General features: G+C 72.9%; 22 protein-coding genes. 8 read left to right on the forward strand and 14 right to left on the reverse strand.

The annotated features are described in order from the left end of the window. The first annotated feature begins 190 nt into the window (after positions 1-190). The 3 genes from ADL34_RS20110 to ADL34_RS20120 all read left to right on the forward strand — a co-directional run bounded on the left by ADL34_RS20110 (position 191) and on the right by ADL34_RS20120 (position 5,378). A complete protein-coding gene (locus ADL34_RS20110; protein WP_062670197.1) occupies positions 191-1,069 on the forward strand; it encodes a serine hydrolase in 879 nt (292 codons plus the stop codon). A 100-nt stretch (positions 1,070-1,169) separates the two neighbouring features. Further along, positions 1,170-4,886 carry an ABC transporter ATP-binding protein gene (locus tag ADL34_RS20115; protein WP_062670196.1) on the forward strand — a complete coding sequence of 1,239 codons (3,717 nt, stop codon included), beginning with the start codon at positions 1,170-1,172 and terminating at the stop codon, positions 4,884-4,886. A gap of 102 nt (positions 4,887-4,988) precedes the next feature. Further along, complete coding sequence (locus ADL34_RS20120) at positions 4,989-5,378, forward strand: hypothetical protein (RefSeq protein ID WP_079034295.1); 390 nt, start codon at positions 4,989-4,991, stop codon at positions 5,376-5,378. Positions 5,379-5,397: 19 nt separating this feature from the next. Here ADL34_RS20120 and ADL34_RS20125 read toward each other — a convergent pair whose 3' ends face one another. The 5 genes from ADL34_RS20125 to ADL34_RS20145 all read right to left on the reverse strand — a co-directional run bounded on the left by ADL34_RS20125 (position 5,398) and on the right by ADL34_RS20145 (position 11,638). Beyond that, positions 5,398-6,024 (reverse strand): hypothetical protein, encoded by a 627-nt coding sequence (locus ADL34_RS20125; protein WP_062670193.1) that lies wholly within the window; start codon positions 6,022-6,024, stop codon positions 5,398-5,400. Between the two features lie 137 nt (positions 6,025-6,161). Continuing rightward, positions 6,162-7,982 carry a glycoside hydrolase family 3 protein gene (locus ADL34_RS20130; RefSeq protein WP_062670290.1) on the reverse strand — a complete coding sequence of 607 codons (1,821 nt, stop codon included), beginning with the start codon at positions 7,980-7,982 and terminating at the stop codon, positions 6,162-6,164. Between the two features lie 377 nt (positions 7,983-8,359). Then, on the reverse strand, positions 8,360-9,592 hold the full coding sequence (locus ADL34_RS20135) for an MFS transporter (RefSeq protein WP_062670191.1): 1,233 nt from the start codon (positions 9,590-9,592) through the stop codon (positions 8,360-8,362). 122 nt (positions 9,593-9,714) lie between these two features. Next, on the reverse strand, positions 9,715-10,515 hold the full coding sequence (locus tag ADL34_RS20140; RefSeq protein ID WP_062670189.1) for a sugar phosphate isomerase/epimerase family protein: 801 nt from the start codon (positions 10,513-10,515) through the stop codon (positions 9,715-9,717). Between the two features lie 76 nt (positions 10,516-10,591). Then, the gene (locus ADL34_RS20145) at positions 10,592-11,638 is read right to left on the reverse strand and encodes a LacI family DNA-binding transcriptional regulator (protein WP_062670187.1); all 1,047 of its coding nucleotides are present in this window, start codon (positions 11,636-11,638) and stop codon (positions 10,592-10,594) included. Positions 11,639-11,956: 318 nt separating this feature from the next. Here ADL34_RS20145 and ADL34_RS20150 point away from each other — a divergent pair, with 318 nt between their 5' ends. The 3 genes from ADL34_RS20150 to ADL34_RS20160 are packed head-to-tail and all read left to right on the forward strand — an operon-like array spanning position 11,957 to position 15,095. Next, on the forward strand, positions 11,957-13,114 hold the full coding sequence (locus tag ADL34_RS20150; protein ID WP_062670186.1) for a Gfo/Idh/MocA family protein: 1,158 nt from the start codon (positions 11,957-11,959) through the stop codon (positions 13,112-13,114). Next, positions 13,111-14,268: a dihydrodipicolinate synthase family protein gene (locus tag ADL34_RS20155; protein ID WP_062670184.1), complete on the forward strand. Its 1,158-nt coding sequence runs from the start codon at positions 13,111-13,113 to the stop codon at positions 14,266-14,268. The genes ADL34_RS20150 and ADL34_RS20155 overlap by 4 nt, the downstream gene beginning before the upstream one ends. Then, entirely contained in the window at positions 14,265-15,095 is an 831-nt protein-coding gene (locus ADL34_RS20160) for a sugar phosphate isomerase/epimerase family protein (protein ID WP_062670182.1), read from the forward strand. Before ADL34_RS20155 ends, ADL34_RS20160 begins: the two co-directional genes overlap by 4 nt. Positions 15,096-15,436: 341 nt before the next feature. On the opposite strand, the gene ADL34_RS20165 is transcribed toward ADL34_RS20160, so the two are convergent. The 7 genes from ADL34_RS20165 to ADL34_RS20195 form a co-directional block, all read right to left on the reverse strand. Continuing rightward, positions 15,437-15,823 (reverse strand): DUF937 domain-containing protein, encoded by a 387-nt coding sequence (locus tag ADL34_RS20165; protein ID WP_062670180.1) that lies wholly within the window; start codon positions 15,821-15,823, stop codon positions 15,437-15,439. Between the two features lie 235 nt (positions 15,824-16,058). Beyond that, the gene (gene rbsD / locus ADL34_RS20170) at positions 16,059-16,448 is read right to left on the reverse strand and encodes a D-ribose pyranase (RefSeq protein WP_062670178.1); all 390 of its coding nucleotides are present in this window, start codon (positions 16,446-16,448) and stop codon (positions 16,059-16,061) included. Beyond that, on the reverse strand, positions 16,445-17,347 hold the full coding sequence (locus tag ADL34_RS20175; RefSeq protein ID WP_062670176.1) for a ribokinase: 903 nt from the start codon (positions 17,345-17,347) through the stop codon (positions 16,445-16,447). Before ADL34_RS20175 ends, rbsD begins: the two co-directional genes overlap by 4 nt. A gap of 107 nt (positions 17,348-17,454) precedes the next feature. Further along, complete coding sequence (locus ADL34_RS20180; RefSeq protein WP_062670174.1) at positions 17,455-19,407, reverse strand: substrate-binding domain-containing protein; 1,953 nt, start codon at positions 19,405-19,407, stop codon at positions 17,455-17,457. Then, the gene (locus ADL34_RS20185; protein WP_062670172.1) at positions 19,397-20,917 is read right to left on the reverse strand and encodes a sugar ABC transporter ATP-binding protein; all 1,521 of its coding nucleotides are present in this window, start codon (positions 20,915-20,917) and stop codon (positions 19,397-19,399) included. Before ADL34_RS20185 ends, ADL34_RS20180 begins: the two co-directional genes overlap by 11 nt. After that, positions 20,914-21,951, reverse strand: a complete 1,038-nt coding sequence (locus tag ADL34_RS20190; RefSeq protein ID WP_062670170.1) for a LacI family DNA-binding transcriptional regulator — start codon at positions 21,949-21,951, stop codon at positions 20,914-20,916. The genes ADL34_RS20185 and ADL34_RS20190 overlap by 4 nt, the downstream gene beginning before the upstream one ends. 168 nt (positions 21,952-22,119) lie before the next feature. Further along, positions 22,120-22,683: a hypothetical protein gene (locus ADL34_RS20195; RefSeq protein WP_062670168.1), complete on the reverse strand. Its 564-nt coding sequence runs from the start codon at positions 22,681-22,683 to the stop codon at positions 22,120-22,122. Positions 22,684-22,810: 127 nt separating this feature from the next. Between ADL34_RS20195 and ADL34_RS20200 the strand changes: the two genes are divergently transcribed. Continuing rightward, positions 22,811-23,407, forward strand: a complete 597-nt coding sequence (locus tag ADL34_RS20200; RefSeq protein WP_062670166.1) for a TetR/AcrR family transcriptional regulator — start codon at positions 22,811-22,813, stop codon at positions 23,405-23,407. Here the strand turns inward: ADL34_RS20200 and ADL34_RS20205 are convergent. Together ADL34_RS20205 and ADL34_RS20210 are read right to left on the reverse strand one after the other, a co-directional pair. Next, positions 23,388-24,737 carry a HEAT repeat domain-containing protein gene (locus ADL34_RS20205; RefSeq protein ID WP_062670164.1) on the reverse strand — a complete coding sequence of 450 codons (1,350 nt, stop codon included), beginning with the start codon at positions 24,735-24,737 and terminating at the stop codon, positions 23,388-23,390. The genes ADL34_RS20200 and ADL34_RS20205 overlap by 20 nt on opposite strands. Before the next feature lie 78 nt (positions 24,738-24,815). After that, on the reverse strand, positions 24,816-25,226 hold the full coding sequence (locus ADL34_RS20210) for an ATP-binding protein (RefSeq protein WP_062670163.1): 411 nt from the start codon (positions 25,224-25,226) through the stop codon (positions 24,816-24,818). 253 nt (positions 25,227-25,479) lie between these two features. On the opposite strand from ADL34_RS20210, the gene ADL34_RS20215 reads away from it, so the two are divergent. Continuing rightward, positions 25,480-26,283, forward strand: a complete 804-nt coding sequence (locus tag ADL34_RS20215) for a helix-turn-helix domain-containing protein (RefSeq protein ID WP_062670161.1) — start codon at positions 25,480-25,482, stop codon at positions 26,281-26,283. Positions 26,284-26,288 lie beyond the last annotated feature (5 nt).

Below are 26,288 nucleotides of genomic sequence, written 5' to 3' on the forward strand. Positions count from 1 at the left end.
CTACGCGGGTTGAGCGAAGGCGGCATCCGGAGCGTGACATGGGCATGCAGGCGTGTCGAGATCCGGTGTGTGTCCATCAGGTGAAGGAGTCCCTCAATCCGGCGCAAATGCGGGCGAGTTGCGGCCTCGTGGCGCCAACTCGCGGCCGTATCCGTACAACCATTCGCGCGCCCTCGTTGGTCAACCAGCCATGACTCACGGGACAGCGAGCGAGAACTCCACGGGCGCGGCCAGACGCGCGCGAGCGGTCGTCGCGGCGGGCCTGGGCGCCGGCCTCGTCATAGCGCCTCTCGCCGCCGCCGCACCGGCCGCGGCGGCCACCCCCACCGTCAGCTGCACCTCGGCCAAGGCGGGGCTGGCCGACAAGCTGAAGCGGGACATCACCGCCGCCCTGGCCAACCGCAAGGGCACCGTCGCGGTCGGCCTGTACGACCGCTCCACGAAGACCACCTGCACGCTCCGGGCGACCAGCGCCTACGACTCGGCCAGCGTCGTCAAGGTGACCGTCCTGGCCACGCTGCTGTGGGACGCCAAGAAGCACGACCGGTACCTCACCGACCGCGAGGCGTCCCTCACCAAGGCCATGATCACCAAGTCGGACAACGCGGCGACCACCACCCTGTGGAAGCAGCTCGGCATGACCAAGATCAAGGGCTTCCTCAGCGCCGCCGCCATGACGAAGACCGTCCCCGGCGCGAACGGCTACTGGGGGCTCACCCAGATCAACGTCACCGACGAGCAGAAGCTCCTCAAGCTCGTCACCGCCAAGAACTCCGTGCTCAGCGACAACTCCCGCGCCTACATCCTCAAGCTGATGGGCCAGGTCGTCTCCTCGCAGCGCTGGGGCACCCCCTACGGCGTGCCGTCCGGCGTCTCCGTGGCCGTCAAGAACGGCTGGCTGCAGCGCGCCACCCACGGCTGGCGGGTGCACAGCGTCGGCGCCTTCAAGGGCGGCGGCCACGACTACATGATCACGGTGCTCAGCCACGGCAACAACACCATGAACTACGGCATCGCCACCATCCAGGGCGTCGCCAAGGCCGTCCACAAGGACCTCAAGGCGAGCTGACCGCCCCGCCACCCCCCGCCGGATTGTTGCGGCGGGATGAAATCCGAGCTCACCGGCGTTGGTGCCTTCCGGTAGACCAGGACCAACGGGAGGCACGGGCGTGGCAGCGCAGCCAGGATGGGCACGACGACTGTGGGGCTACGCCTGGCGCTACCCGAAGGACGTGGTCCTCGCCCTCGGCTCCTCCCTCGGCGGCATGGCCGTCATGGCGCTCGTCCCGCTGATCACCAAGGTGATCATCGACGACGTGATCGGCGGCGAGCGCAGGATGGCCGTCTGGGCGGGGCTGCTGATCGTCGCCGCCGTCGCCGTCTACGTCCTCACCTTCGTCCGCCGGTACTACGGCGGCCGGGTCGCCCTCGACGTCCAGCACGACCTGCGCACCGACATGTTCCGGACGATCACCCGGCTCGACGGGCGCAAGCAGGACGAGCTGTCCACCGGGCAGGTCGTCGGCCGCGCCACCAGCGACCTCCAGCTGATCCAGGGCCTGCTCTTCATGCTCCCGATGACCATCGGGAACTTCATGCTCTTCCTGATCTCGCTGGGCATCATGACCTGGCTGTCGCCGCCGCTGACCCTGGTCGCCCTCGCGGTCGCCCCCGCCCTGTGGTGGATCGCCCGGCGCAGCCGCAGCAGACTGCACCCCTCCACCTGGTACGCGCAGGCCCAGGCCGCGGCCGTCGCGGGCGTCGTCGACGGCGCCGTCAGCGGCGTACGCGTGGTGAAGGGCTTCGGGCAGGAGGACCAGGAGACCGGCAAGCTCCGCGAGGTCGGACGGCGGCTCTACGCCGGACGGCTGCGCACCATCCGCTTCAACGCCAAGTACACCCCCGCCCTCCAGGCCGTCCCGGCGCTGGGCCAGGTCGCCATGCTCGCCCTCGGCGGCTGGCTGGCGGTGCGCGGGCACATCACGCTCGGCACCTTCGTCGCCTTCTCCACCTACCTCGCCCAGCTGGTCGGCCCGGTCCGCATGCTCGCCATGGTCCTCACCGTCGCCCAGCAGGCGCGCGCCAGCAGCGAACGCGTCCTGGAGCTGATCGACACCGAACCCTCGATCAAGGACGGCACCCGGACCCTCACGGCCGACGCCCCCGCCACCGTCGAGTTCGACGACGTCTCCTTCGGCTACGACGAGGAGCGCCCCGTCCTCGACGGACTCAGCCTGGAGATCCGCGCCGGGGAGACCCTCGCCGTGGTCGGCGCCTCCGGGTCCGGCAAGTCCACCGTCTCCCTGCTGCTCCCGCGCTTCTACGACGTCACGGGCGGCGCCGTCCTCGTCGGCGGCCACGACGTGCGCGAGCTGACCCTGGACTCGCTGCGGGCCGCGATCGGGCTCGTCCCGGAGGACTCGTTCCTCTTCTCCGACTCCGTCCGCGCCAACATCGCCTACGGCCGCCCCGACGCCACCGACGAGCAGATCGAGGCCGCCGCCCGCGCCGCCCAGGCCGACCGCTTCATCGCCGACCTCCCCGAGGGGTACGGCACCAAGGTCGGCGAGCACGGCCTGACCCTCTCCGGTGGCCAGCGCCAGCGGATCGCGCTGGCCCGCGCGATCCTCGCCGACCCCCGGCTCCTCGTCCTCGACGACGCCACCTCGGCGGTGGACGCCCGGGTCGAGCACGAGATCCACGAGGCGCTCAAGCACGTCATGGAGGGCCGTACGACCCTCCTCATCGCCCACCGCCGCTCCACCCTCGGCCTCGCCGACCGCATCGCCGTCCTCGACGCCGGCCGGCTCGCCGACATCGGAACCCACGAGGAGCTCCAGGAGCGCTCCGCCCTCTACCGCCGCCTGCTCACCGACCCCGACGAGCTCGGCGGGGTCTCGCCCGGTCACACCCAGCCGCCCTCTCCCCAGGAGGACACCTCCGTCCGGGACGAGCTGGACGCCGAGTTCGACGCGGAGCGCGGGGTCACGCCCCGGCTGTGGACCGGCGACCGCGAACCCAAGGACCTCGCGCTGGCCCAGTCCCCGGCCACCCCCGAACTGCTCGCCCAGGTCGAGGCCCTGCCCCCGGCGCGCGACGTCCCCGACGTCGACGAGGCGAGCGCGGTCCGGCCCGAGCGGTCGTACGGGCTGCGGCGGCTGCTGCGGGGCTTCGGGCGCCCGCTGCTGATCAGCCTCGCCCTGGTCGCCGTGGACGCGGGCATGGGCCTGCTGCTGCCGATCCTGATCCGGCACGGCATCGACTCGGGCGTCGGCCAGGCCGCGCTGGGCGCGGTGTGGGCGGCCTCCCTGCTCGGGCTGCTCGCGGTCACCGTCCAGTGGGCCGCGCAGATCGGCGAGACCCGGATGACCGGGCGCACCGGCGAGCGGGTGCTGTACGCGCTGCGGCTGAAGATCTTCGCCCAGCTCCAGCGGCTCGGCCTGGACTACTACGAGCGCGAGCTGACCGGCCGGATCATGACCCGCATGACGACGGACGTGGACGCGCTGTCCACGTTCCTGCAGACGGGCCTGGTCACCGCCTTCGTCTCGGTCGTCACCTTCTTCGGCATCATGGGCGCCCTGCTGGTGCTCGACGTGCAGCTGGCGTTCGTGGTCTTCGCGACCCTGCCGCCGCTGATCGTCGCCACCTACTTCTTCCGCCGGGCGAGCGTGAAGGCGTACGAGCTGGCCCGTGAGCGGGTGTCGGTGGTCAACGCCGACCTCCAGGAGTCGGTGGCGGGCCTGCGGATCGTGCAGGCGTTCCGGCGCGAGCGCGACGGCGGCGCCCGGTTCGCCGAGCGCAGCGACAGCTACCGCCAGGCCCGGATCCGCGGCCAGTGGCTGATCTCGATCTACTTCCCGTTCGTGCAGTTCCTGGCGTCGGCGGCGGCCGCCGCCGTGCTGATCGTGGGCGGGGTGCGGATCGACGCGGCCACGCTGACGACCGGCGCGCTGGTGGCGTACCTGCTCTACATCGACCTGTTCTTCGCGCCGGTCCAGCAGCTCTCCCAGGTCTTCGACGGCTACCAGCAGGCCACGGTCTCGCTCGGCCGCATCCAGGAGCTGCTGCGCGAGCCGACGTCGACGCGGGCCGCCGAGGAGCCGCGCGAGGTGCGGGAGCTGCGGGGCGAGATCGCCTTCGAGGGCGTGCGCTTCGCCTACGGCGACGACGAGGAGGCGCTGTCCGGCATCGACCTGCGCGTCCCCGCCGGGCAGACCGTCGCGTTCGTCGGGGAGACCGGCGCCGGCAAGTCGACCCTGGTGAAGCTGGTCGCCCGGTTCTACGACCCGAGCGCCGGCCGCGTCACCGTCGACGGCACCGACGTGCGGGACCTCGACCTGACGTCGTACCGCCACCGGCTCGGGGTCGTGCCGCAGGAGGCGTACCTCTTCCCCGGGACGGTCCGGGACGCCATCGCCTACGGGCGGCCCGACGCCACCGACGCCGAGGTCGAGGCGGCCGCACGGGCGGTGGGCGCGCACGAGATGATCGCGACCCTCGACGGCGGCTACCTCCACGAGGTCGCCGAGCGCGGCCGCAACCTCTCCGCCGGGCAGCGCCAGCTGATCGCGCTGGCCCGCGCCGAGCTGGTCGACCCCGACGTGCTGCTCCTCGACGAGGCGACGGCCGCCCTCGATCTGGCCACGGAGGCCCAGGTCAACCAGGCGACCGACCGGCTCGCGGGCCGCCGTACGACCCTCGTCGTGGCCCACCGGCTGACGACGGCCGCGCGGGCCGACCGGGTGGTGCTCATGGACCACGGCCGGGTCGCCGAGGACGGTACGCACGAGGAACTGCTGGCGCGCGGCGGACGGTACGCCGAGCTGTGGCGGACCTTCCTCGGGCAGGCCGAACCGGAGGAGCCGGTCGGCGTGGCCCGGTGAGCCCGGCCCCCGCGTGGGCGTGACGGCCGTGCAACCATCCGGCATACGCCAGGCGTCCGTACACCAGTACGCTCATCGCCGGTGTACGGGGAGGACTTCACAGTGGACAAGGGTGGTATACGCCGACGACTGGCTGTCTGCCTGGCGCTGGTGACCGCGTCCGGGCTGCTCGCGATCGCCGTTCCGGCACAGGCGCACGCCGCGCCGAGCCGTTGCGAGGGACGCAAGGTCAGGACGTATCCGTTCTCCACCGGGACGCTGTACGTGTACAAGAAGAACGGCTACGTCTGCGCGATCACGCTGCCGAAGAGCCCCGGGCGCAAGCAGCGCATGATGGTCAGCGTGCGGGCCTACCGGGCCAACCCGGTCACGGACGAGGGCCGGTACACCCGACGGGCCGGACCGGTGACCGTCCACGCCGGGAACCGCTGCGTGTGGGTGAAGGGCAAGGTGGGCGGCGACTCGGTGAGCAAGGGCTGGATCCTGTGCTGACCGGCGGCGCGGGCCGCCCTCACATCCGCCGGGCGCAGCCGACCGGCTTCTCGCCGCCCACCTTCACGTAGAGGGCGGTCGACGAGGGGCACCGGGACCGTCTGTCCACGGTCCGCGTCACCTTGTAGCCCGGCTCGTGCTCGCCCTCGCCGTCGCAGGCCGTCTCCCGGACCTGCCCGTCGCCCGAGCCGTAGACGCAGTCGCCGACGATCGTGCGAGGGCCGCCCCCGCCGCCGGGGTCGCCCGGGTGGGGCGGGGTGAGGTTGCGCATGCAGGCGTAGCCCTGCGGGACGGCGCCGTCGCCGTCCTCGTCGGAGGTCCGGTCCTGGGCGCTGATGTGCAGGACGAAGTCGGTGGTCCCCGGGCACGGCGGGCCGCCGCGGACGGTGCCGTCGTGCCGGGCCACGACCCGCGCGGCCGCCCGCTCGCTCGCGCACGGCACCTCGGTGAAGCTGGTCCGGCCGAACGAACTGCACTCGTCCACCGCGAGGAACACCGCCCTGTGCCCACCGGGCACCGGCGCGGTGGCGCTCGTGCCCGGCGGGCCGTCCTCCGGGGACGCCGTCGGCCCCTGGCACCCCGTCAGCAGCGCGGCGAGCAGCGCCGCCGCCGTGCACACGGCCGCCCCACCTGGTCCTCCACGCATCGCACCCCCCGGTACCCCCGGTCCAGCGTGACCCGCGACAGCGGGTGCACGCCAGACATACGGGGTCCTTTGCGCCGGTCGGTAACGAGTGCGCCCGTTGTGTGACGTACGGGCGCTACGTCTGATGCGTCAGCGGTTCAGTGGCCTCGGTACGACAGCCCGTGGCCGACCGGGAACAGCACCTGGGCCGGGTCGTCCGCGCGCTGCACCGGCACGGGCAGCCTGCCGCGCGGGGCCACCCGCCCGGCGATCACCCGGGCCGCGGCCCGCAGTTCGACGTCCGTCCACGAGTAGGCCGCCAGGAAGGCCTTCACGCCGGGCAGATGGGCCACGTCGTAGGGGTTGCGGACGGCGACCGCGACCACCGGCTTCCCGGTGGCGAGCAACTGTTCGACGAGTGTCTTCTGAGTACTGGACGCCGTGACGTTGTACGTGCCGACCACCACCGCGTCCGCCTCGCGGGCCGCCTCCACCGCCCGCGCGACGGTCGCCGCGGACGGCGCCGTGCCGGTCGACAGGGCGGTCGCCGTGAAGCCCAGCTCGGTCAGGGCCGCCGCGAGCACACCGGTCGGCGGGCCCGTCGTCCCGGACGGGGAGGCCGGGTCGGCGCCGACGACCAGCACCTTGCGGTGGGACCGGCGCGACAGCGGCAGCAGCGACCCCTCGTTGACCAGCAGGGTCGTGGTGCGCTCGGCGATGCGGTCGGCGGCTTTGAGATGGGCCGGCGTGCCGACGTTGCGGTCCACACCCGCCTGGCTGACGTACGGGTCGTCGAACAGTCCGAGCTTCGCCTTCAGGCGCAGGATGCGCAGGATCGATTCGTCGAGCCGGGCCTCGGTCAGCTCGCCGTCCTGCACGGCCTTCAGGACCGCGTTCCACGCCACGTCCAGGTTCGGCGGGTTCAGCAGCTGGTCCACGCCCGCCTTGAGCGCGAGCACCGGGACCCGGTCGTCGCCGTACTTGGTGCGCACGCCCTCCATGCCCAGCGAGTCCGTCACCACCAGTCCGTCGTAGCCGAGTTCCTCGCGCAGGATGCCGGTGAGGATCGGGTGGGAGAGGGTGGCCGGGTCGCCGGAGTCGTCGAGGGCCGGGACCATGAGGTGCGCGGTCATGATCGAGTCGATGCCGGCGCGGACGGCGGCCCGGAACGGCGGCGCGTCCAGCCTCTCCCACTCCTCCCGGCTGTGCGTGATGACCGGGAAGCCGGTGTGGCTGTCGACGGCGGTGTCGCCGTGGCCGGGGAAGTGCTTGGCGGTCGACGCGACCTGACGCGCGTGCTGGTACCCGGCCACCTCGGCGGCGACCAGGCCGGCCACCGCGTCCGGCTCGGAGCCGAAGGAGCGCACGCCGATGACCGGGTTCGCCGGGTTGACGTTGACGTCGGCGACGGGCGAGTAGTTCTGCCGGATGCCCAGCGCCCGCAGCTCCGCACCGGCGAGCCGGCCGAGGGTGCGGGCGTCGGAGCGGGAACCGCCGGCGCCGACGGCCATGGCGCCGGGGAAGAGCGTGGCCGGCTCCCCGACCCGGCACACGATGCCGTGCTCCTGGTCGGTGGAGATGAGCACGGGCAGACCGCGCGGCTGGGCGAGCGACGCCTTCTGGATGCCGTTCGACAGACCGGCGATCTGGTGCGGGTCGCGGGTGTTGTGCGCCCAGGTGAAGTAGATGATGCCGCCGACCCGGTACTTCGCGAGCAGTTCGGCGGCCGTGCGCACGCCGATCTCCTGGAGGTTGGCGTCGATGTCCGCCTGGTCCGGGTCGGTGGCGGAGTGGCCGTAGACCCGCATGACGAAGAGCTGCCCGACCTTCTCGGGCAGCGTCATCCGGTCGATGAGGGCGCGCAACCGCCTGTCGTCGTGCGGGGCGGCGTGCGCGGTGCCGCCGAGGGCCAGGGCGCCGGTGATCCCGGCGGTGGCCGCCAGGACCAGGCGTCTCGACGGCGATGCGGTGCTTCCCATGCTGGTGTCGCTTCCCGTGCTGGTGTCGGGCACGTGCGCTCCTTCCGGAGGTGGCGCTGTGAAGGAAACTTCCAAGGAGTCACCAATATCCAGGAAGTTTCTGCCAGTCAAGGGAATGGACCGTAATCGAAGAGGGGCCGCCATCGGCGCAGTTGGAGGGGGGCGCGCCGATGACGGCGTGCTGCCGGCCGCGGCACGGCTGGAGAGGGTGGTCGGCGATCGCAGCCAGCAGCGAGGCCGACACCGCGCCACGGTGACTCTTCCGGCAGCCTGCCCTTTGGACGAGGGGCGAAGGGGCTGGGTTCCCGGGAACGGGCACCGTCCGCGAAGTCGGGACGCCGGTGGCGGGTGGGGCGGACGAGCCGTCCAGGAGCCGGTCAGTCCTCGGACGGGACGCCGTCCCGCAGCTCCGGCGTGCTCGCCCCGACGTACGTCACCGCCAGCACGCACAGCACGCCGCCGAGGACGAGGGCGGTCGCCCCGGACGTCCAGCCGGCGACCAGTCCGCCGCGCATGTTGCCGAGGTGCGGGCCGCCCTGGCCGACGATCTGCTCGGCCGCCGTGACCCGGCCCAGCAAGGCGTCCGGGGTCCGGGTCTGCACGATCGTGACACGGGAGACCACGGACAGGGAGTCGGCGCCGCCCGCCACCGCCAGCAGCCCGAGCCCCGTCCACGGGTCGCCCACCAGGCCGAACAGGGCCAGCGCCACACCCCAGGTGCCGGCCCCGCACAGCATCACGAGGCCGGGACGGCCCAGCCGGGTGACCGGACCCGACAGCGCCGTCGCCGTGACACCGCCGACCGCCACGGCCGACATGAACAGGCCGAGCGTGCGGGGATCGCCGCCGAAGCGCTCCGCGTTGACGAGCGGGAAGAGGCTGACCGGCATCGCCAGCACAGTGGCCGCCAGGTCGGTGATCAGCGCGCCGCGCACCACGCGGTGCCCGGCCAGGAAGCGCAGGCCGTCCAGGACGCCGTGCACCCCCGCCCGCGACGGCTCGCCCTCGGGCGGCAGCGCGGGCAGCCCGAAGGCGCCGTAGAAGGCGAACACGAAGGTCAGGGCGTCGATCAGATAGCAGGCGCCGACGCCGAACCAGCCGAGGAACAGGCCGCCCACCGCCGGGCCCAGCAGCATCATCGACTGGCCGGAGACCTGGTTGAGGGCCAGCCCGGCCGCCACCTGCTCCTTCGGCAGCAGCCGCGGCACGAACACCCCCGCCGCCGGGCCGCCGATCGCCCCGAAGCAGGAACCGGCGGCCACGAGCACGAGGACCCCGATCACCGGGACGTGCCCGGTGAAGCCCTGCACCGCCAGCAGCAGCGCGCAGACCGCCTGGCCGACGGTGGCCGTCAGATAGATGCGGCGCCGGTCGCCCCGGTCCACCCACGATCCGGCGAGCAGCCCCACGACGACCATGGGCACCACCTGCGCGAGACCGACCGCGCCGCTCCAGACGGCGCTGTGCGTCATGTCCCAGACCTGGTAGAGCACGGTCACCATGGTCATGAAGCCGCCGAGCATGGACACCGTCCGCCCGATCAGCAGCCGCCGGAAGACGGGGGAACCGCGCAGGGGCCCCACGTCGATCAGGGCACGCGTGAGGCTCATGACGGCAGGGCGGGGCGGGGGGCGGGGTCAGGCACGAGGGGGTACGTTATAGCGCCCCTCGAAGCCCGGCCACCGAATTAAGGCAGGCACCCGTCCGGCATCGAGGCAGGCACCCCTCCCGCCTACGCGGACTCGTTCAGCAGCCGGGACAGATGGTCGCGGCCCCGGTCGAGCAGGCCCTCCAGCGGGGCGGCGTCCTCGTGCCACCGCTTCTCGTACTCCCAGCACAGCCAGCCGTCCCAGCCGTGCCGGGACAGCACCTCGACGCACTCGGCGAGCGGCAGCACCCCGGCGCCGAGCGGCAGCGGAGCCGTGTCGTCGGCGCTCGCGATGTCCTTGACCTGGACGTACCCCAGGTGGGGGGCGAGCGCCGCGTAGCTCTCCGCGGGCTGCTCACCGGCCAGCCAGGTGTGCATGACGTCCCACAGCGCGCCCACGTTGCGGTGCCCGACCAGGCCCAGCACCCGCATCGCGTCGGCGGCCGCCCGGTGCGAGTCGTGGGTCTCCAGCAGGACGCGCACCCCGCTGTCCGCGGCGTACTCCGCCGCCGTGCCGAGCCGCCGCGCGGCGATCGCGTCCGTGGCCTCGGAGGTCTGCTCCGGGTCGGCGCCGGGGAAGATCCGTACGTAGGGCGCGCCGATGTCGTGGGCGAGGTCGACGAGCGTGCGCACCTCCTCGATGACCGGCCCGTCGTCCCCGGGTGCCGCGATCCGCGTGTACCCGGCGACGGCCAGCGGCTCCACGCCGGCCGCCTTGAACTCGGCGGCCACATCGGCCCGTTCACCGGGCCCGAGGCCCGGATGCACCGGCTCCTCGGGGTGGGCGCGCAGCTCCACGCCGTGGTAGCCGTGCGCGGTCGCGAGCCGCAGCACGTCGGGGAGGGGGAGACCGGGGACGCCGAGGGTGGAGAACGCCAGCTTCATGTACCTCACCTTGCCAGGGAAACGAGGTCCACACATCCGGCCGCGGACGCGCCGCGCCGGGGCGCGGCGTACCGCCTCAGCCTCGCGGCATCCCGGAGGACCCCCGCACCATCAGTTCCCCGCGGACCGTCGCCAGGTCGCCCGGCGGCGGCTCCTCGCGGCCCATCGCGATACGGCCCGCGCGGGCGCCCGCGTCGGAGAGCGGGAGGCGGACCGTCGTGAGGGAGGGCGCCGCGTCGATGCCGAACGGCAGGTCGTCGAAGCCGGCCACCGAGACGTCGTCCGGGATGCGCAGGCCGGAGTCCCGCAGGGCCGCGCAGGCGCCCAGCGCGACGGAGTCGTTCGCGGCGACCACGGCCGTCAGGGACGTGTCGCGGCGCAGCAGTTCCAGCGTCGCCTCGTAGCCGGACTGCCGGTCGTAGCGGCCGTGCACGATCAGGCGGTCGTCCACCGGTATGCCGTGCGCCTCCAGCGCGGCCCGGTGGCCCTCCAGCCGGTGCCGGGTGGTCGTGCGCTCCAGCGGTCCCGCGATGTACCCGAGCCGCCGGTGCCCGAGCCCGATCAGATGCTCGGTCAGCTCGCGGGCGCCGCCGCGGTTGTCGAAGGCCAGCGCGATCGCGCCGGTGTCCGGAGCGGGCGGCCGCCCGCACAGCACCACCCGGGTGCCGGCGTCCGACAGCTTGCGCAGCTTCGCCGCGACGGCCTCCGCGTGCGGCGCGCTCTCCACGGCACCGCCGGTCAGCACCACCGCGGCCGCCCGCTGCCGCTGGAGCAGGGTGAGATAGGTCAGTTCGCGCTCCGGCGACCCGCCCGTGTTGCAGACGACCGCGAGCCGCTCGCCGCCCGCCCGGCCGCCGGGGCCGCCGATCTCCGACTGGATCGCGCTCGCCATGATCCCGAAGAACGGGTCGGCGATGTCGTGGACGAGGATGCCGACCAGATCGGAGGTGGCGGCGGCCAGCGAGCTGGCGGGGCCGTTCAGCACGTAGTCCAGCTCGTCCACCGCGCGCAGCACCCGCTCGCGGGTGGAGGCGGCGACGGGATAGTTGCCGTTCAGTACGCGCGACACCGTCGCGGGCGAGACCTGGGCGCGGGCCGCCACGTCCGCCAGGGTCACCGTCATCTCGTCGTCCTCCGGTCGCGCATGTCGTGGAACCCCCCGTGGGCCGCCCGTGCTCCGGGCCGCCCCCTCGTAGACAGGCCGATCGCGGCCGCGGTTCCGTGTATGTCGAGCAGACCCTAAGGCCAACCACCCCGGTTGTTCGTCCCCTCGAACAACTCAACCCCGTCACGGTCTTGTCTCCACCGCTGCCCGCGGGCTAGCTTCACCGTGCAGAAAGCGCTTGCTGTGACGCTCCGCGCAGGAACACGTACGCGGTGCGCGCACCCGCGCGACGGACGCGCAGGAACGCCGCGCACGGCACCTCTCGAAGGGAACGACGTGACACGCAGGACGGTGCGTATCGCCATGAACGGTGTGACCGGGCGCATGGGCCACCGCCAGCACCTGGTCCGCTCGATCCTGGCCCTCCGCGGACAGGGCGGCCTCGACCTGGGCGACGGCACCGTGCTGTGGCCGGAACCGGTCCTGGTCGGCCGCCGCGAGCACGCCCTGAAGGCCCTCGCCGAGCAGCACGGACTGGACCCGGCGCACGTCTCCACCGACCTCGACGCGGTCCTAGCCGACCCGACCGTCGACATCTACTTCGACGCCCAGGTGACCTCCGCCCGCGAGGAGGCCCTGCGCAAGGCGATCACCGCGGGCAAGCACGTCTACACCGAGAAGCCGACGGCCACCGGGCCGGCGGGCGCCCTGGAACTCGCCCGGCTCGCGACCGCGGCCGGCGTCCGGCACGGCGTCGTCCAGGACAAGCTCTTCCTGCCGGGCCTGCGCAAGCTCAAGCGCCTCATCGACGGCGGCTTCCTCGGCCGGATCCTGTCCGTGCGCGGCGAGTTCGGCTACTGGGTCTTCGAGGGCGACTGGCAGGAGGCCCAGCGCCCGTCCTGGAACTACCGCGCCGAGGACGGCGGCGGCATCGTCGTCGACATGTTCCCGCACTGGGAGTACGTGCTGCACGAGCTGTTCGGCCGGGTCACGAGCGTCCAGGCCCTCGCCACCACCCACGTCCCGCAGCGCTGGGACGAGAACGGCAAGCCGTACGACGCCACCGCCGACGACGCTGCCTACGGCATCTTCGAACTCGAGGGCGGCGTCGTCGCCCAGATCAACTCCAGCTGGACCGTGCGCGTCAACCGGGACGAACTCGTCGAGTTCCAGGTCGACGGCACCGAGGGCTCGGCCGTCGCCGGACTGCGCCGCTGCCGCGTCCAGCACCGCGGCACCACCCCGAGGCCGGTCTGGAACCCGGACGTCCCGGCCGCGTACTCCTTCCGCGACCAGTGGCAGGAGGTCCCCGACAACGAGGAGTTCGACAACGGCTTCAAGGCCCAGTGGGAGCTGTTCCTCAAGCACGTCTACGCCGACGCCCCCTACCACTGGGACCTGCTGGCCGGAGCCCGCGGCGTCCAGCTCGCCGAACTGGCCCTGAGGTCCTCCGCCGAGGGCCGCCGCCTCGACGTACCGGAGATCACCCTGTGACCCTCCACCTGCCCGGCGCGCGCGGTGCCCTGCGCGCCTACCAGCCCCGCACCGAGCCCCTCGCCCTCGCCCCGGGCGCCCCCTTCGCCTCCCGTACGGTCCTCGCCGCCGCCCACGTCGTCGCCGACCCGTACGCCGACACCACCCCCGACTCCCCGGCCGCCGTCGACTGGGACGCCACCCTCGCCTTCCGCCGGCACCTGTGGTCCCACGGGCTCGGCGTCGCCGAGGCCATGGACACCGCCCAGCGCGGGATGGGCCTGGACTGGGCGGGCGCGGCCGAACTGATCCGCCGCAGCGCCGCCGAGGCCCGGGCGGCCGGCGGCCGTATCGCCTGCGGGGTGGGCACCGATCAGCTCACCGGCGGCCCGAAGGCCCTCCCCGAGGTCCGCGCCGCGTACGAGGAGCAGCTCGCGCTGGTCGAGGAGTCCGGCGCCCAGGCGATCCTGATGGCCTCCCGCGCCCTCGCCGCCACCGCCCGCGGCCCCGAGGACTACTTCACGGTCTACGGCCACCTGCTCCGCCAGGCCGCCGACCCGGTGATCCTGCACTGGCTGGGCCCCATGTTCGACCCCGCCCTCGACGGTTACTGGGGCTCGGCGGACCTCGACGCCGCCACCGACACCTTCCTCCAGGTGATCGCCGCCCACCCCGACAAGGTCGACGGCATCAAGGTCTCCCTCCTGGACGCCCGGCGCGAGGTCGAGCTGCGCCGCCGCCTCCCGAAGGGCGTGCGCTGCTACACCGGCGACGACTTCCACTACCCCGAGCTGATCGCGGGCGACGACCACGGCTTCAGCCACGCCCTGCTCGGCGTCTTCGACCCGCTCGGACCGCTCGCCGCGCAGGCGGTCCGCGTCCTCGACACCGGCGACCGGGACGGCTTCCGCGCCCTCCTCGACCCGACCGTCGAGCTGGCCCGCCACCTCTTCCAGGCACCCACCCGCTTCTACAAGACCGGTGTGGTGTTCCTGGCGTGGCTGGCCGGCCACCAGTCCCACTTCACGATGGTCGGCGGCCTGCAGTCCGCGCGCTCCCTGCCCCATCTCGCCCGCGCCTACGAACTCGCCGACCGCCTCGGCCTGTTCCCCGACCCGAAGCGGGCCGAGGACCGGATGAGGACCCTGCTGTCCCTGTACGGAGTGACCCCGTGAGCGACCTCGCCCGCTTCAGCGTCAACCAGATGACCGTCAAGCAGCTCCCGCTCCCCGACCTGGTCGCCGCCTGCCGCGACCTCGGCGTCCCGGGCGTCGGCCTGTGGCGCGAACCGGTCCAGGAGTACGGCGTGGAGGCGGCCGCCAAGCTCGTCCGGGACGCCGGCCTGACCGTCACCACCCTGTGCCGGGGCGGCTTCCTCACCGCCACCGACCCGGCCGGGCGCGCCCGGGCCCTGGACGACAACCGGCGGGCCGTCGGCGAGGCGGCCACCCTGGGCACGGACGTCCTCGTGCTGGTCTCCGGCGGCCTGCCCGCCGGCTCCCGCGACCTGCCGGGCGCACGGGAGCGCGTCGCCGACGCCCTGGCCGAGCTCGGGCCGTACGCCGAGGCGCACGGCGTGAAGCTGGCCGTCGAACCGCTGCACCCGATGTTCGCCGCCGACCGCTGTGTCGTGTCGACCCTCGCCCAGGCCCTGGACCTCGCGGAACGCTTCCCGGCGCGGCAGGTCGGCGTCACCGTGGACACGTACCACGTCTGGTGGGACGAGGACGCGCCCGCGCAGATCGCCCGGGCGGGCGCGGGCGGCCGTATCCACACCTTCCAGCTCGCCGACTGGGTCACCCCGCTGCCCGCCGGCGTCCTCAACGGCCGGGGCCAGCTCGGCGACGGCTCGGTCGACCTGCGCCGCTGGCGGGAGCTCGTGGAGGCCGCCGGCTACACCGGGCCCATCGAGGTGGAGCTGTTCAACGACGCCCTGTGGGCCCGCGACGGCCGGGAGGTGCTGGCGGAGACGGTGGAGCGCTTCACCCGGCACGCCGTCTGAGGCACGCGCCTGCCCTAGGTCGTGTCCGCAAAGTCCCGCCTGCCGCCCGGTGCCCGGCACGCACTCTCGCCGCACCGGCCGGCCACCCGCGTACAACCAGTACGCGGGAGCCCGTCCGGCACGCCGAGAGCACGCACCGGACACCGCTCGGCCCGCCCTGCGGGCGAACGACGGGACTTTACGGACACGACCTAGGGGGTGTCTTGCCGATCAGGCCGGGCTCCCGGTGTCTGGCACCGCGCCTCGCCGCGTTGTCGTCGGTCGCCGATGCGCCGCATCGACTCCCTCCTCCCTAGGCGTCGGCACCGGCTCTCCGGCGCCGGCGTCACGGGGCCGCGGCCTCACCGCCCGGCCGCCCGCCGGTCCAGCGCCGTCAGGACCGCCGGGACCAGCGCGCCCACCGTCCGGGCGACGGCCGGCCGGGGCAGCCCGGTCCTGGCGGCCACGGCGGTGGTCAGCGGGCCCGCCTCCTCGGCGAGCAGGCCGGCCATCAGGCCGCCGGTCGCGGGACCGCCCACGGTGGCCACACCGGTCAGCGGGGCGCCGGGCGGGGTGGCGACCGTCTCCGCCTCCCCGGACAGCGCCGCCACGGTCGTGCAGATGACCTGCCGCGCCCCGGTCTCGTCCGTGCCCAGCAGTCGCGCGATGTCCCCGACCGCCTCGTCACCGAGCTCGTCGAGCACGTCGTCCTGGAGGGACACGAGGGGAATCTCGTCCAGCTCCTGCATACCCCAAACGCTACGTCCGCCCAGGTGGAACGGCATGCCGAGGGAAGCGCGGAGGACGGCGGAAAAAATCATGGAAGAACCGTGCAACCCTCCTCGCACCTCGCGGGTCGTACTTCGCGTCAGGACCTTTGGAGGGGGATCTGGGGGGATCGCGGGGGTTCTGACGGGAGGGGACGCGAGGGGCCCGGTCGACGGACCGGGCCCCTCGAAACGTCTCCGCCGCCGGCGGGACCGGTCAGAAGAAGACGCCGCAGCGCAGCAGCACGTTCGCGTACGGCCGGGCCTCACCCGTGCGCACCACCAGCCGCGCCCCCGCCGACAGCTCCTTGAGCCGCTCGTGCGGCACCAGCTCCAGGGCGGGGCACGTCTGAGCGAGCAGCGCGGCCGTCTCCGGGTTCGCGTCCCGGACCTCCGTCGCCGCCGTCGCGCCCTCCACCACCAGCTCGGCCAGCAGCCCGTCCAGCACCTCGGCGAACGACGGCACCCCGGCCCGGAACGCCAGGTCCACGACCCGCGGCCCCGCCGGGATCGGCATCCCCACGTCACACACCAGGACGCCGTCGCCATGGCCCAGCTCGGCCAGCGCGCCGGACAGCCCCCTGTTCAGGATTCCGGCCCGCTTCACAGCGCCTCGACCTCCGCCGCCGTCGGGAACGACACCTGCGCGCCCTCCCGGGTCACCGCCACCGCACCGACCCGGGCCGCGTACGCCGCCGCCTCGGCCAGGCCGGCGCCGGTGCCCAGCCGCCAGGCCAGCGCCGCCGTGAACGAGTCGCCCGCACCGGTCGTGTCCACCGCCCGCACCTTCACCGCCGGCACCCGTACGACCCCCTCGGCGGAGGCCACCAGCGCGCCCTCGGCGCCGAGCGTCACGACCACCGAACGGGGCCCCTTGGCGAGCAGGATCCGCGCCCAGTCCTCGGGGGCGTCGCCGACCGCCGCGTCACCGAGGATGACCCGGGCCTCGTGCTCGTTGACGATGAGCGGGTCGCAGGCGGCCAGGACGTCGGCCGGCAACGGCCGCGGCGGCGACGGGTTGAGCACGAAACGGCTGCCGTCCGCCAGACTGCGCACGACCTCCGCGACGGTCTCCAGCGGGATCTCCAACTGCGTCGAGACCACCCGCGACGCCTGGAACAGGCTCGCGGCGGCCCGCACGTCGGCCGGGGCGAGCCGCCCGTTGGCGCCGGGGGAGACCACGATGCTGTTGTCCCCGGACGGATCCACGGTGATCAGCGCGACCCCGGTCGGCGCACCGCCGACCAGCACCCCGACCGTGTCCACGCCGGCCGCGCGCTGCGAGTCCAGCAGCAGCCGGCCGTACGCGTCGTCGCCGACCCGCGCGAGCAGGGCCGTACGGGCGCCGAGCCGGGCCGCCGCGACGGCCTGGTTGGCGCCCTTGCCGCCCGGGTGGACGGCCAGATCGGAGCCGAGCACGGTCTCGCCGGCGTCCGGCCGGCGCTCGACACCGATCACCAGGTCGGCGTTGGCCGACCCCACGACCAGCAGGTCGTAGTCGTACATGAGGTTGCTCCCCTGATTCCGGTCCCCGTGATGACGCCGGGACGGGCGGCCGCCACCGGATCCATGCTCCGGCAACGGCCGCCCACCCGTGGGCCGTTCGGCCGATGTCAGCCCTTGAAGCCGGCCACGTTCTGCCGCGTGACCACCTTCACGGGCACCTTCACCGTCTGCGCGACCTTGTCGCCGTCGAGGGCCTTGAGGGCGTTGTCCACGGCGATCCTCCCGAGCTGGCTCGGCTGCTGGGCGACGGACGCGTACAGCGAGCCGCCCTCGACCGCCTTCAGCCCGTCCGGCGTGCCGTCGAAGCCGACCACGGACACCGACTTCCCGGCCTTCGACCCCAGCGCCTTGATGGCACCGAGGGCCATCTCGTCGTTGGCGGCGATGACGCCCTGGACGTCCGGGTGCGCCTGGAGCAGGTTCGACATCACGTCGAGGCCCTTGGTGCGGTCGAAGTCGGCGGGCTGCTGGGCGACGACCTTGATGCCCGGGAACGCCTTGAGGCCGGCGGCGAAGCCCTGTGCCCGCTCGCGCGCGGCCGAGGTGCCGGCCTGGCCCTGAAGGATCACGATCTTGCCGTTGCCGCCCAGCTTCTCGGCGATCGACTTGGCGGCCAGCTCACCGCCGGCCACGTTGTCGGAGGCCACGAGCGTCGCGGTCTTCGCGTTGTTGACCCCGCGGTCGACGGCGACGACCGGGATGCCGGCCTTGTCGGCGGCCTTCACGGAGTTGCTCGCCGCGTCCGAGTCCACCGGGTTGACGACGATCGCGCCGACACCGGAGCTGGTGAAGTTCTGCAGCTGGTTGGCCTGCTGCGAGGCGTCGTTCTGGGCGTCCGTCACGGTCAGGTCCACGCCCAGCTTCTTCGCCTCCGCCTGGGCGCCCGCCCGGATCTGCACGAAGAAGGGGTTGTTGAGCGTCGACAGCGACAGCCCGATCCGCTGGTCGGACGCCTTCGAGCCGTCGTGCAGGAACGAGGTCGCGCCGACGATCGCCACGGTCACGACGGCCGCGAGCGCGTACGTCCCCGCCTGCCTGCCCTTGCCGCCGCCCGAACCGGTGCCCGCGGCGAGCGGCGTGGCGCCCGCCTTGCGGCGCAGCGTGTCGAAGAGGACGGCCAGCGCGATCACGACACCGATGACGACCTGCTGCCAGAACGCGGAGACGTTCAGCAGGTTCAGGCCGTTGCGCAGCACCGCGAGGATCAGCGCGCCGATCAGCGTGCCGGACGCCTTGCCGGTGCCGCCCGCGAGGGAGGCACCGCCGATGACGACCGCGGCGATCGCGTCCAGCTCGTAGCCGTCGGCGGCCTGCGGCTGGGCGGAGGACAGCCGGGAGGCGAGCACGACACCCGCGACGGCGGCGAACACACCGGACAGCGCGTAGATGGCGAGCTTCTGCCGCTTCACCCGCAGCCCGGACAGCCGGGCCGCCTCCTCGTTGCCGCCGATCGCGTACATCGACCGGCCGATGTAGGTCCGGCCCAGCACGAACGCGGCGATCAGGCCCATCACGATCATCACCAGGACCGGCACCGGCAGCCAGCCGCCGAGCGTGTCACCGAGGTGCGAGACCGAGTCCGGGAACGGGATCGGCGAGCCCTCGGAGATCACCAGCGACAGACCGCGCGCCACCGACAGCATCGCGAGCGTCGCGATGAACGGCGGGAGCTTGCCGTAGGCGATGAGGAAGCCGTTGACGAGTCCGGCCGCGATGCCGGTCGCCACCGCCAGCAGCACCGCTATGACGACCGGCACCCCGTGCGAGGTCGCCGACCAGGCCAGCACGGTGGCCGAGAGTGCCGCCACCGAACCCACCGACAGGTCGATGCCCGCCGAGACGATGACGAAGGTGACGCCGAAGGCGAGGACGGCGGTCACCGCCGCCTGCACACCGACGTTGAGCAGGTTGTCGGTGGTCAGGAAGTCGCCCGACAGCGCCGACATGGCGATCACCAGGACGATCAGCGCGGTGAGGGCGCCGTTGTCGAGGAGCAGGCGGCGCAGCCCGCCGGTCGCGCCACCGGCGCCCGGGTTCCTCTTGAGCGTGTCAGTGGCCACGAGCGGCCTCCTTGTCGGTCGTGGGGTTGCTGACGGCGAGTGCCATCACGGAGTCCTGGGTGGCCTCGTCGGCGGACAGTTCGCCCGCGATCCGGCCCTGGGCCATCACCAGCACCCGGTCGCTCATGCCGAGCACCTCCGGGAGATCGCTGGAGATCATGAGGACGGCGGCGCCGTTCGCGGTCAGTTCGTTGATGAGCTGGTAGATCTCGACCTTGGCGCCGACGTCGATCCCGCGCGTGGGCTCGTCGAGGATCAGCACCCGGGTGTCGGCGAGCAGCCACTTGCCGATGACGACCTTCTGCTGGTTGCCGCCGGAGAGCGTGCGCACGTGCTGGCCGAGCCCGGCCATCCGCACGCCCAGCTGCTTCGCGATGCGAGCGGCCGCCTCCTGCTGCCCCTTGCGGTCGACGAGCCCCGCGCGCGTGGCGGCCCGCAGGGTCACCAGGCCCAGGTTCTCCTCCACCGACTGGTCGAGGACCAGCCCCTGGCCCTTGCGGTCCTCGGGGATCAGCCCGATCCCGGCGGCCATGGCGGCGTTGACGTCGTGGCCCTTCAGCGAGGCGCCGCCGACCTTCACGGCGCCCTTGTCGTACGGGTCCGCCCCGAACACCGCCCGCACCACCTCGGTACGGCCCGCGCCGACCAGCCCGGCGATGCCGACCACCTCTCCGGCGCGCACCTCGAAGCTGACGTCGTGGAAGACGCCGTCGCGGGTGAGGCCCTCGACGGTGAGCAGTGCCGGCCCGGCGTCGGCCCTCTCGCGCGGGTACTGCTGCTCGATGGAGCGGCCCACCATCAGCCGGACCAGCTCGTCCTCCGGCGTGGAGGCGGGGACCTGCCCGACGCTCCGGCCGTCCCGGATGACGGTGACCCGGTCGCCGAGGGCGGCGATCTCCTCCAGGTGGTGCGTGATGAAGACGATCCCGACGCCGTCCTCGCGCAGCCGCCGCACGATCCCGAACAGCGTCTCGACCTCCTCGGAGGTGAGCACGGCGGTCGGCTCGTCCATGATGAGCACGCGCGCGTCCAGGCTGAGCGCCTTGGCGATCTCGACCATCTGGAGCCGCGCGATGCCGAGTTCACGCACCCGCGCGCGGGGGGAGACGCTGAGGCCGACCCGCTTCAGCAGGACCTCGGCGTCGGCCTCCATCCGGCCCCGTTCGATCATCCCGAACCGGCGCGGCTGCCGCCCCAGGAAGATGTTCTCGGCGACCGTCAGATCGGGGACCAGGTTGAACTCCTGGTAGATCGTGGCGATCCCGAGGCGCTCGGAGTCCTGCGCCCCGTGGATGCGCACCTCCTCGCCGCCGACCAGGATCCGGCCGCCGTCGGGCGTGTACGCGCCGGAGAGCATCTTGATGAGGGTGCTCTTCCCGGCGCCGTTCTCACCGAGCAGCACATGGACCTCGCCCCGGCGCAGGTCGAAGTCGACGCCGTCCAGCGCGACCACGCCCGGGAAGGTCTTCCGGATGCCCTCGATGCGCAGCAGTTCGTCCGGATCGCTCACGACGTGCTCCTTTGCACTGCGGTGGGGTTCTGCCCCGAGGCGGGGTCCGCGCCGCAGGAGCGGCGCACCACGAGTCGGGCGGGCAGGGTGACGGACTCGCCGGTCCGCCCCTCGACGCGGTCGATCAGGGCCCGTACGGCGGCCCGGCCGAGCTCGTCGGTCGGCTGGGCGATGGCGGTGATCGGCGGGTCGGTGTGCACGAACCAGCGGATGTCGTCGAACGCGGCGAGCGCGATGTCGTCCGGCACCCGAAGGCCCCGCGCGCGGACGGCGTCCAGCGCGCCCAGCACCATCAGGTTGTCGGCGGCGAAGACGACCTCGGGCGGCTCGGGCAGGTCGAGGAAGCCCTCGGTGACCCGGCGCCCGCTCTCGGCCTGGAAGTCGCCCTGCCCTATGTAGGCGTCGGGGAGTTCGAGCCCGAAGGCGGCCAGGGCCTCCCGGAAGGCGTCCACGCGCTCACGGCCGGTCGTGGTGGCCGCGGGCCCCGCGATGATCGCGAGCCGGCGGTGCCCGAGCGCGTGCAGGTGGGCCACGAGGTCCCGCACGGCCGAACGTCCGTCGGCGCGCACGACAGGGACGTCCACGCCGGGGATCCAGCGGTCGACGAACACCATCGGCGTCCCCGCGCGGGCGGCGTCCAGCATTCCCGGGGAGCCGCCGTCGGTGGGGGAGACCAGCAGCCCGTCGATACGGCGGTCCAGCAGGGTGCGTACGTGGTGGTCCTGGAGGTCGGGGCGCTCGTCGGCGTTGCCGATGATGACGCTGTACCCGAGCGCGCGGGCCTCCTCCTCGACGGAGCGGGCCAGCTCGGTGAAGTAGGGGTTCAGCACATCGCTGATGACCAGGCCGAGCGTGCGGGTCTGGTCGGTGCGCAGGGACCGGGCGACGGCGTTCGGGCGGTAGCCCAGGGCCGTCACGGCGGCCGTCACGCGCCGGCGGGCGTCCTCGCTGACCGAGGGGTGCCCGTTCAGGACGCGCGACACCGTGGCGACGGAGACGCCTGCCTCGGCGGCGACGTCCTTGATGCTCGCCATGACCGTTCCACCTCCGCGTGGAATCGATTACACGAAGGATTGGAATCGATTACACGAGCGGAAGCAAGAGTTGGCGGGTGGCCGAAACCAAACCTTTACCGGCGGGTGGCCGGAGCCGGAGCCCGGCCCGGGGTGCGGCTGTCGGCTCCGGCCACCCGTGCGCGTGCGTCAGACGGCCCGCCGGGCACGGCCCAGGCGCAGGGCGGAGACGAGGAAGAACACCCCGCCGAGGAAGGCGTATCCGGCCAGGGCGCTCAGGGAGGGGTCGGCCTGACCGGCCTGCCCGAAGAACGATGCCCCGGCGAGCGTCGAGATCCCGCCACTGGCGATCATGGCCCACTGCCCGCCCATCCGCCGCCGGGAGGCGCCGACGAGCAGTTGCACGAGCCCCGCGGTGATCGCCCAGACGCCCCAGACGCGCAGCACGGCCGGGATGCCGGAGGTGGCGGCGACGGCGAGGCCGGCGGCGGTGAGGGTGCTGAGCGCGACGTTCACGTACAGCTGGCGGACGGGTCCGCCGCTCTCGCGGGCGGAGCGGAGGTCGACGACGGCACAGGCCACGTCGAACAGCGGATAGATCACGAGCAGGGTGGCGGAGGCCGGCGTCAGGCTGTCCGCGGTGGCGAACAGCAAGGCGGCCCAGAGGGCGGCGAAGGCGAAACGCAGCAGGTAGAGCTTGCGGAGGGCGGTGGAGGCTTCGGTGGCGGGGGGTGTGGCGAGGGCGGTGTCCATGGCAGGCCTTCCGGAAGGCTAGATAGCGAGGGAGAACGTTCGGTCTCCTTGCTACTCATCAAAGGTGCGAGGGGTGACACCTGTCAAGACCGAACGTTCTCCCTCATGGCTTGGTAGCCTCGGGGCCATGAGTCAGGGCACAGCGAAACGGGGCAGGTCGGGCGGCGTGTCGGAGGCGCGGGAGCGGCTGCTCGGCACGGCGACCAAAATCTTCTACGCCGAGGGCATCCACTCCGTGGGAGTCGACAGGATCATCGCCGAGGCGCAGGTGACCCGGGCGACGCTCTACCGCCACTTCACGGGCAAGGAGGAACTGGTCCTCGCCTACCTGGACGTGGCGGACCGGGGGATCCGGTCACAGGTGGCGAGCGCGCGCGAGGGCGCGGGGTCCCCGGCGGACGAGGTCAGGGCGGTGGCCGCGGCGATCGCCGACGGTATCCGTTCGCCCGGCTTCCGGGGGTGCGCGTTCCTCAACGCGGTGGCGGAGTACCCGGACCCGGCGCATCCGGTCCACCAGGCCGTGCTGGCGCACCGGCAGTGGTTCCTGGAGACGGTGACGGACCTGCTGGCCCAGGCCGGTCACGAGCCCGCCGACGAGGCGGGGCGGCATGTCGTGATGCTGCGGGACGGGGCGATGGCGGCGGGGTGCCTGTTCGATCCGGAGCTGGTCTGCGCGACGTTCTTGCGGGGGGTGGAGGGCGTCCTCAGTCGACGGGCCGAATGAGGCCGTTGTCCCAGGCCCACTGCCAGATCGCGCTCCACCGGTGGTCGTCCTCGTGGACGGCGCCGACACTTCGGATCCTGTGGTACGCCTCTGCGGTACGGGGGTCGTCGCGCAGAGCGAGCCCGTAGCCGGCCTCCAGCACTGTCGGTGCATCGTCGCGCTCCAGGAGTGCGGCCAGGGCGTCGGCGACGGCGGGGGTGCGGTCCGGGCAGGACGCGAGGTGGGACGCCGCAGGGGCATGCAGCTCGGGGTCCGGTTCCTCGGCCAGCCGGAGCAGTTCCCGTACGGCGTCCTGGAGGAGGCCGGCGTCACGCACGGCCACGCGGCAGGCGCCGAGCCGTACCTCGGCGTCCGGGTCATGGAGGAGGGCGCACAGCGTCCGGCGGGCCTCCGGTGCCATGGGAAGGGCGTCCTCGAAAGGGAAGAGGAGCAGGGGAACCACCCGGCGTACCACCACGTCGGGGTGGGCGGCGTAGCGCAGCGCGGCGGCCTCCCGTCCCGGATGCTCGTACTCGTCCAGGGCCCGCAGCACCCTTTCGAGCATCGCGGGGTCGGTCTCCTCGGCGGCCCAGGCGCTCACGAAGTCGCCTTCGCGGCGGGCGCAGGGCGAGTCGTCCGCGACGACCCCGCGAACGCGTACGTACTCCGCCACGAAGCGGCGGTGCGCCGGGTCGGGGTGGTGCCGGTGGGACACCACCGCAGACCAGGTCTCCTCGCTCCGTCGGTCGAGGAGGACCTGCAACACCTCCCACCAGGTCGCGTGGTCCTCGTCCGGCTGGGCGACGGCCCGGGCGATGATCTCGTCGACCGGGGTCAGGATCCGGAAGGCCCACTCCAGCGCGGTGAGGATGCCGGCGTGGCCGTCCCGTACGGACTGGCCGTCGAGGGACACCTGGTGGGTGAAGTTGAACCCGTCGGGGTCGTCGTCGACCCGTACCGTCTCCACCGGCCCGGACGCCCCGGTGCGGCGCCTCAACTCATCGGCCACGCCGGTCTCGTGCCAGTTCCTGGCCAGGGCGAGGAGCCGCTCGCGAGCGGCCTCCGCCAGCCGCAGCCGGGGCTCGCGCCCGAGAACGGCGGTGACGAGCGCGGGGGAACCGCTGTCGACGGCCCGCCACAAGGGGGTGGTCCCATCGGGCAGCACACGGTCGGGATCGGCCCCGCCCTCCACCAACACCCCGGCGACGGGGGAGTCGAAGGCGGCGACGGCCTCGCACAGGAGCGGCAGCCCGTCCGCGCCCGGCGTGTCCGGATCGGCGCCGTCGTCCACCAGCGTCATCACGGCCAGGTGGTCCCCGGCCCGGACGGCGTCCACCAGCGGTCGGCTCAAGCGGCACTCCCTCGAACGAGACGAGCGTCGAGCATCGGTTGTGTTCTGGCTCGCGGGCAACTGCATTTCTTACGGCGCTCACCCCGCCGCCAGCTCGCACCAGACGTACTTGCCCCGGTTGCCGTCCCGGGCGGAGGGCTGCCACCCCCACACGTCGGCGCAGGCCCGCACGAGGGCGAGACCGCGCCCGTCCTCGTCGTCGGCGGTGAGCGCGAACGCGCGGGGCGGCTGCGGGGGTTCGGGATCGGCGTCCCAGGCGCCGATCCGCAGGGTGCCGGGAGGCGCCCAGCGCACGCGGAGGGCGGCAGGGCCCTTGGTGTGCCGTACGGCGTTGGACACCAGCTCGGCGGCGAGCAGTTCGGCGACGTCCACGAGTCGGATGAGCCCGTGCATGGTCAGGATCAGGCGCAGGGTCCGACGACTGACGGTGACGGCGCGGAGGTCGTTGGGGAGGTGGAGGGAGTACTCCCAGGGGGCGCTCTCGGGCATGCGGAAGTCCGTTTCGGTGAGGGGGGATCGTGTGAGCGGCCTCGGTGTCATTGCCGCATCCGCCAGGGCATGGCGGAGCGGTGCGCTTCCGGGGGTCGGCTTCGCAAAGTGTTCGCTACGTCACTGACGGTAGATATAAATCTAGAGACGGGGCAAGCCTGTCGCGTAATCTGACCCCGAACGAGTCGCCCGTGAGGGCGCGTTGGTCCAGAGGGCGGTCGAGGCTTTGAGGCGCGAACCAACAGCACGGCAGATGCGGCTGGCGACGGAACTGCGCCGACTTCGCGAAGCGGCGGGCCTCACGTCACGCCAGGCGGCGGCCCTACTGGGGGTGAGCCCGGCCCAGATCACCCACATCGAGTCCGCCCTCGCGGGCGTCAGCGAAAAGCGGTTACGCCGGCTGGCGGCGCACTACGCCTGCACGGACGAGGAGTTCGTCGACGCGCTGGTCGCGATGGCGACGGACCGGACGCGGGGCTGGTGGGAGGAGTACCGCGGTCGGCTGCCGACGTCGTTCCTCGACCTCTCCGAGCTGAACCACCATGCCGTGTTCCGGCGAGATGTGGCTGTCCTGTACGTGCCCGGACTGCTCCAGACCGAGGCGTACGCCCGTGCCGTCTTCTCGGGCAGGGTCCCAGAACTCGCGGAAGAGGAATTGGGACTGCGCGTCCGCCACCGCATGGCCAGCCAGGACATCAGCATGCCGTACGAACTGGTCATCCATGAGGCCGCCCTGCGAATCCGAGTGAGTGATCGAGCCGCCTCCAAGGCGCAGCTCGCGAAGCTCCTCGAGCTGTCCGAGAAGGACAACATCTCAGTACGCGTCATTCCGTTCGACCTGGACGGCTTCGCCCGGGCAGCGAGCAGCATGTCGTACGTGGGCGGCCCTGTGCGGAAGCTGGACACGGTGGTGCGCGACGTGCCGCATGGCTCGGCTTTCATTGATTCCGAAGCGCAACTCAACGCCTTTCGAATGCGCTTCCGTAAGGTGGAGGCGGTATCGCTCGACGAGGAACGGTCACGTGACTTCATCAACCGACTGGTGAAAGAGCTGTGATACGC

The organism is Streptomyces sp. NRRL WC-3605 (assembly GCF_001509795.1).
GTDB lineage: Bacteria > Actinomycetota > Actinomycetes > Streptomycetales > Streptomycetaceae > Streptomyces > Streptomyces viridochromogenes.

What these genes read in the sequence shown, in the direction of transcription:
- ADL34_RS20125 (WP_062670193.1), bottom strand. Translation starts at nt 6,024, where the DNA reads ATGCGTGGAGGACCAGGTGGGGCGGCCGTGTGCACGGCGGCGGCGCTG.
- ADL34_RS20165 (WP_062670180.1), bottom strand. Translation starts at nt 15,823, where the DNA reads ATGCAGGAGCTGGACGAGATTCCCCTCGTGTCCCTCCAGGACGACGTG.
- ADL34_RS20190 (WP_062670170.1), bottom strand. Translation starts at nt 21,951, where the DNA reads ATGGCGAGCATCAAGGACGTCGCCGCCGAGGCAGGCGTCTCCGTCGCC.
- ADL34_RS20200 (WP_062670166.1), top strand. Translation starts at nt 22,811, where the DNA reads ATGAGTCAGGGCACAGCGAAACGGGGCAGGTCGGGCGGCGTGTCGGAG.
- ADL34_RS20110 (WP_062670197.1), top strand. Translation starts at nt 191, where the DNA reads ATGACTCACGGGACAGCGAGCGAGAACTCCACGGGCGCGGCCAGACGC.
- ADL34_RS20210 (WP_062670163.1), bottom strand. Translation starts at nt 25,226, where the DNA reads ATGCCCGAGAGCGCCCCCTGGGAGTACTCCCTCCACCTCCCCAACGAC.
- ADL34_RS20195 (WP_062670168.1), bottom strand. Translation starts at nt 22,683, where the DNA reads ATGGACACCGCCCTCGCCACACCCCCCGCCACCGAAGCCTCCACCGCC.
- ADL34_RS20175 (WP_062670176.1), bottom strand. Translation starts at nt 17,347, where the DNA reads ATGTACGACTACGACCTGCTGGTCGTGGGGTCGGCCAACGCCGACCTG.
- ADL34_RS20140 (WP_062670189.1), bottom strand. Translation starts at nt 10,515, where the DNA reads ATGAAGCTGGCGTTCTCCACCCTCGGCGTCCCCGGTCTCCCCCTCCCC.
- ADL34_RS20145 (WP_062670187.1), bottom strand. Translation starts at nt 11,638, where the DNA reads ATGACGGTGACCCTGGCGGACGTGGCGGCCCGCGCCCAGGTCTCGCCC.
- ADL34_RS20135 (WP_062670191.1), bottom strand. Translation starts at nt 9,592, where the DNA reads ATGAGCCTCACGCGTGCCCTGATCGACGTGGGGCCCCTGCGCGGTTCC.
- ADL34_RS20215 (WP_062670161.1), top strand. Translation starts at nt 25,480, where the DNA reads ATGCGGCTGGCGACGGAACTGCGCCGACTTCGCGAAGCGGCGGGCCTC.
- ADL34_RS20130 (WP_062670290.1), bottom strand. Translation starts at nt 7,982, where the DNA reads ATGGGAAGCACCGCATCGCCGTCGAGACGCCTGGTCCTGGCGGCCACC.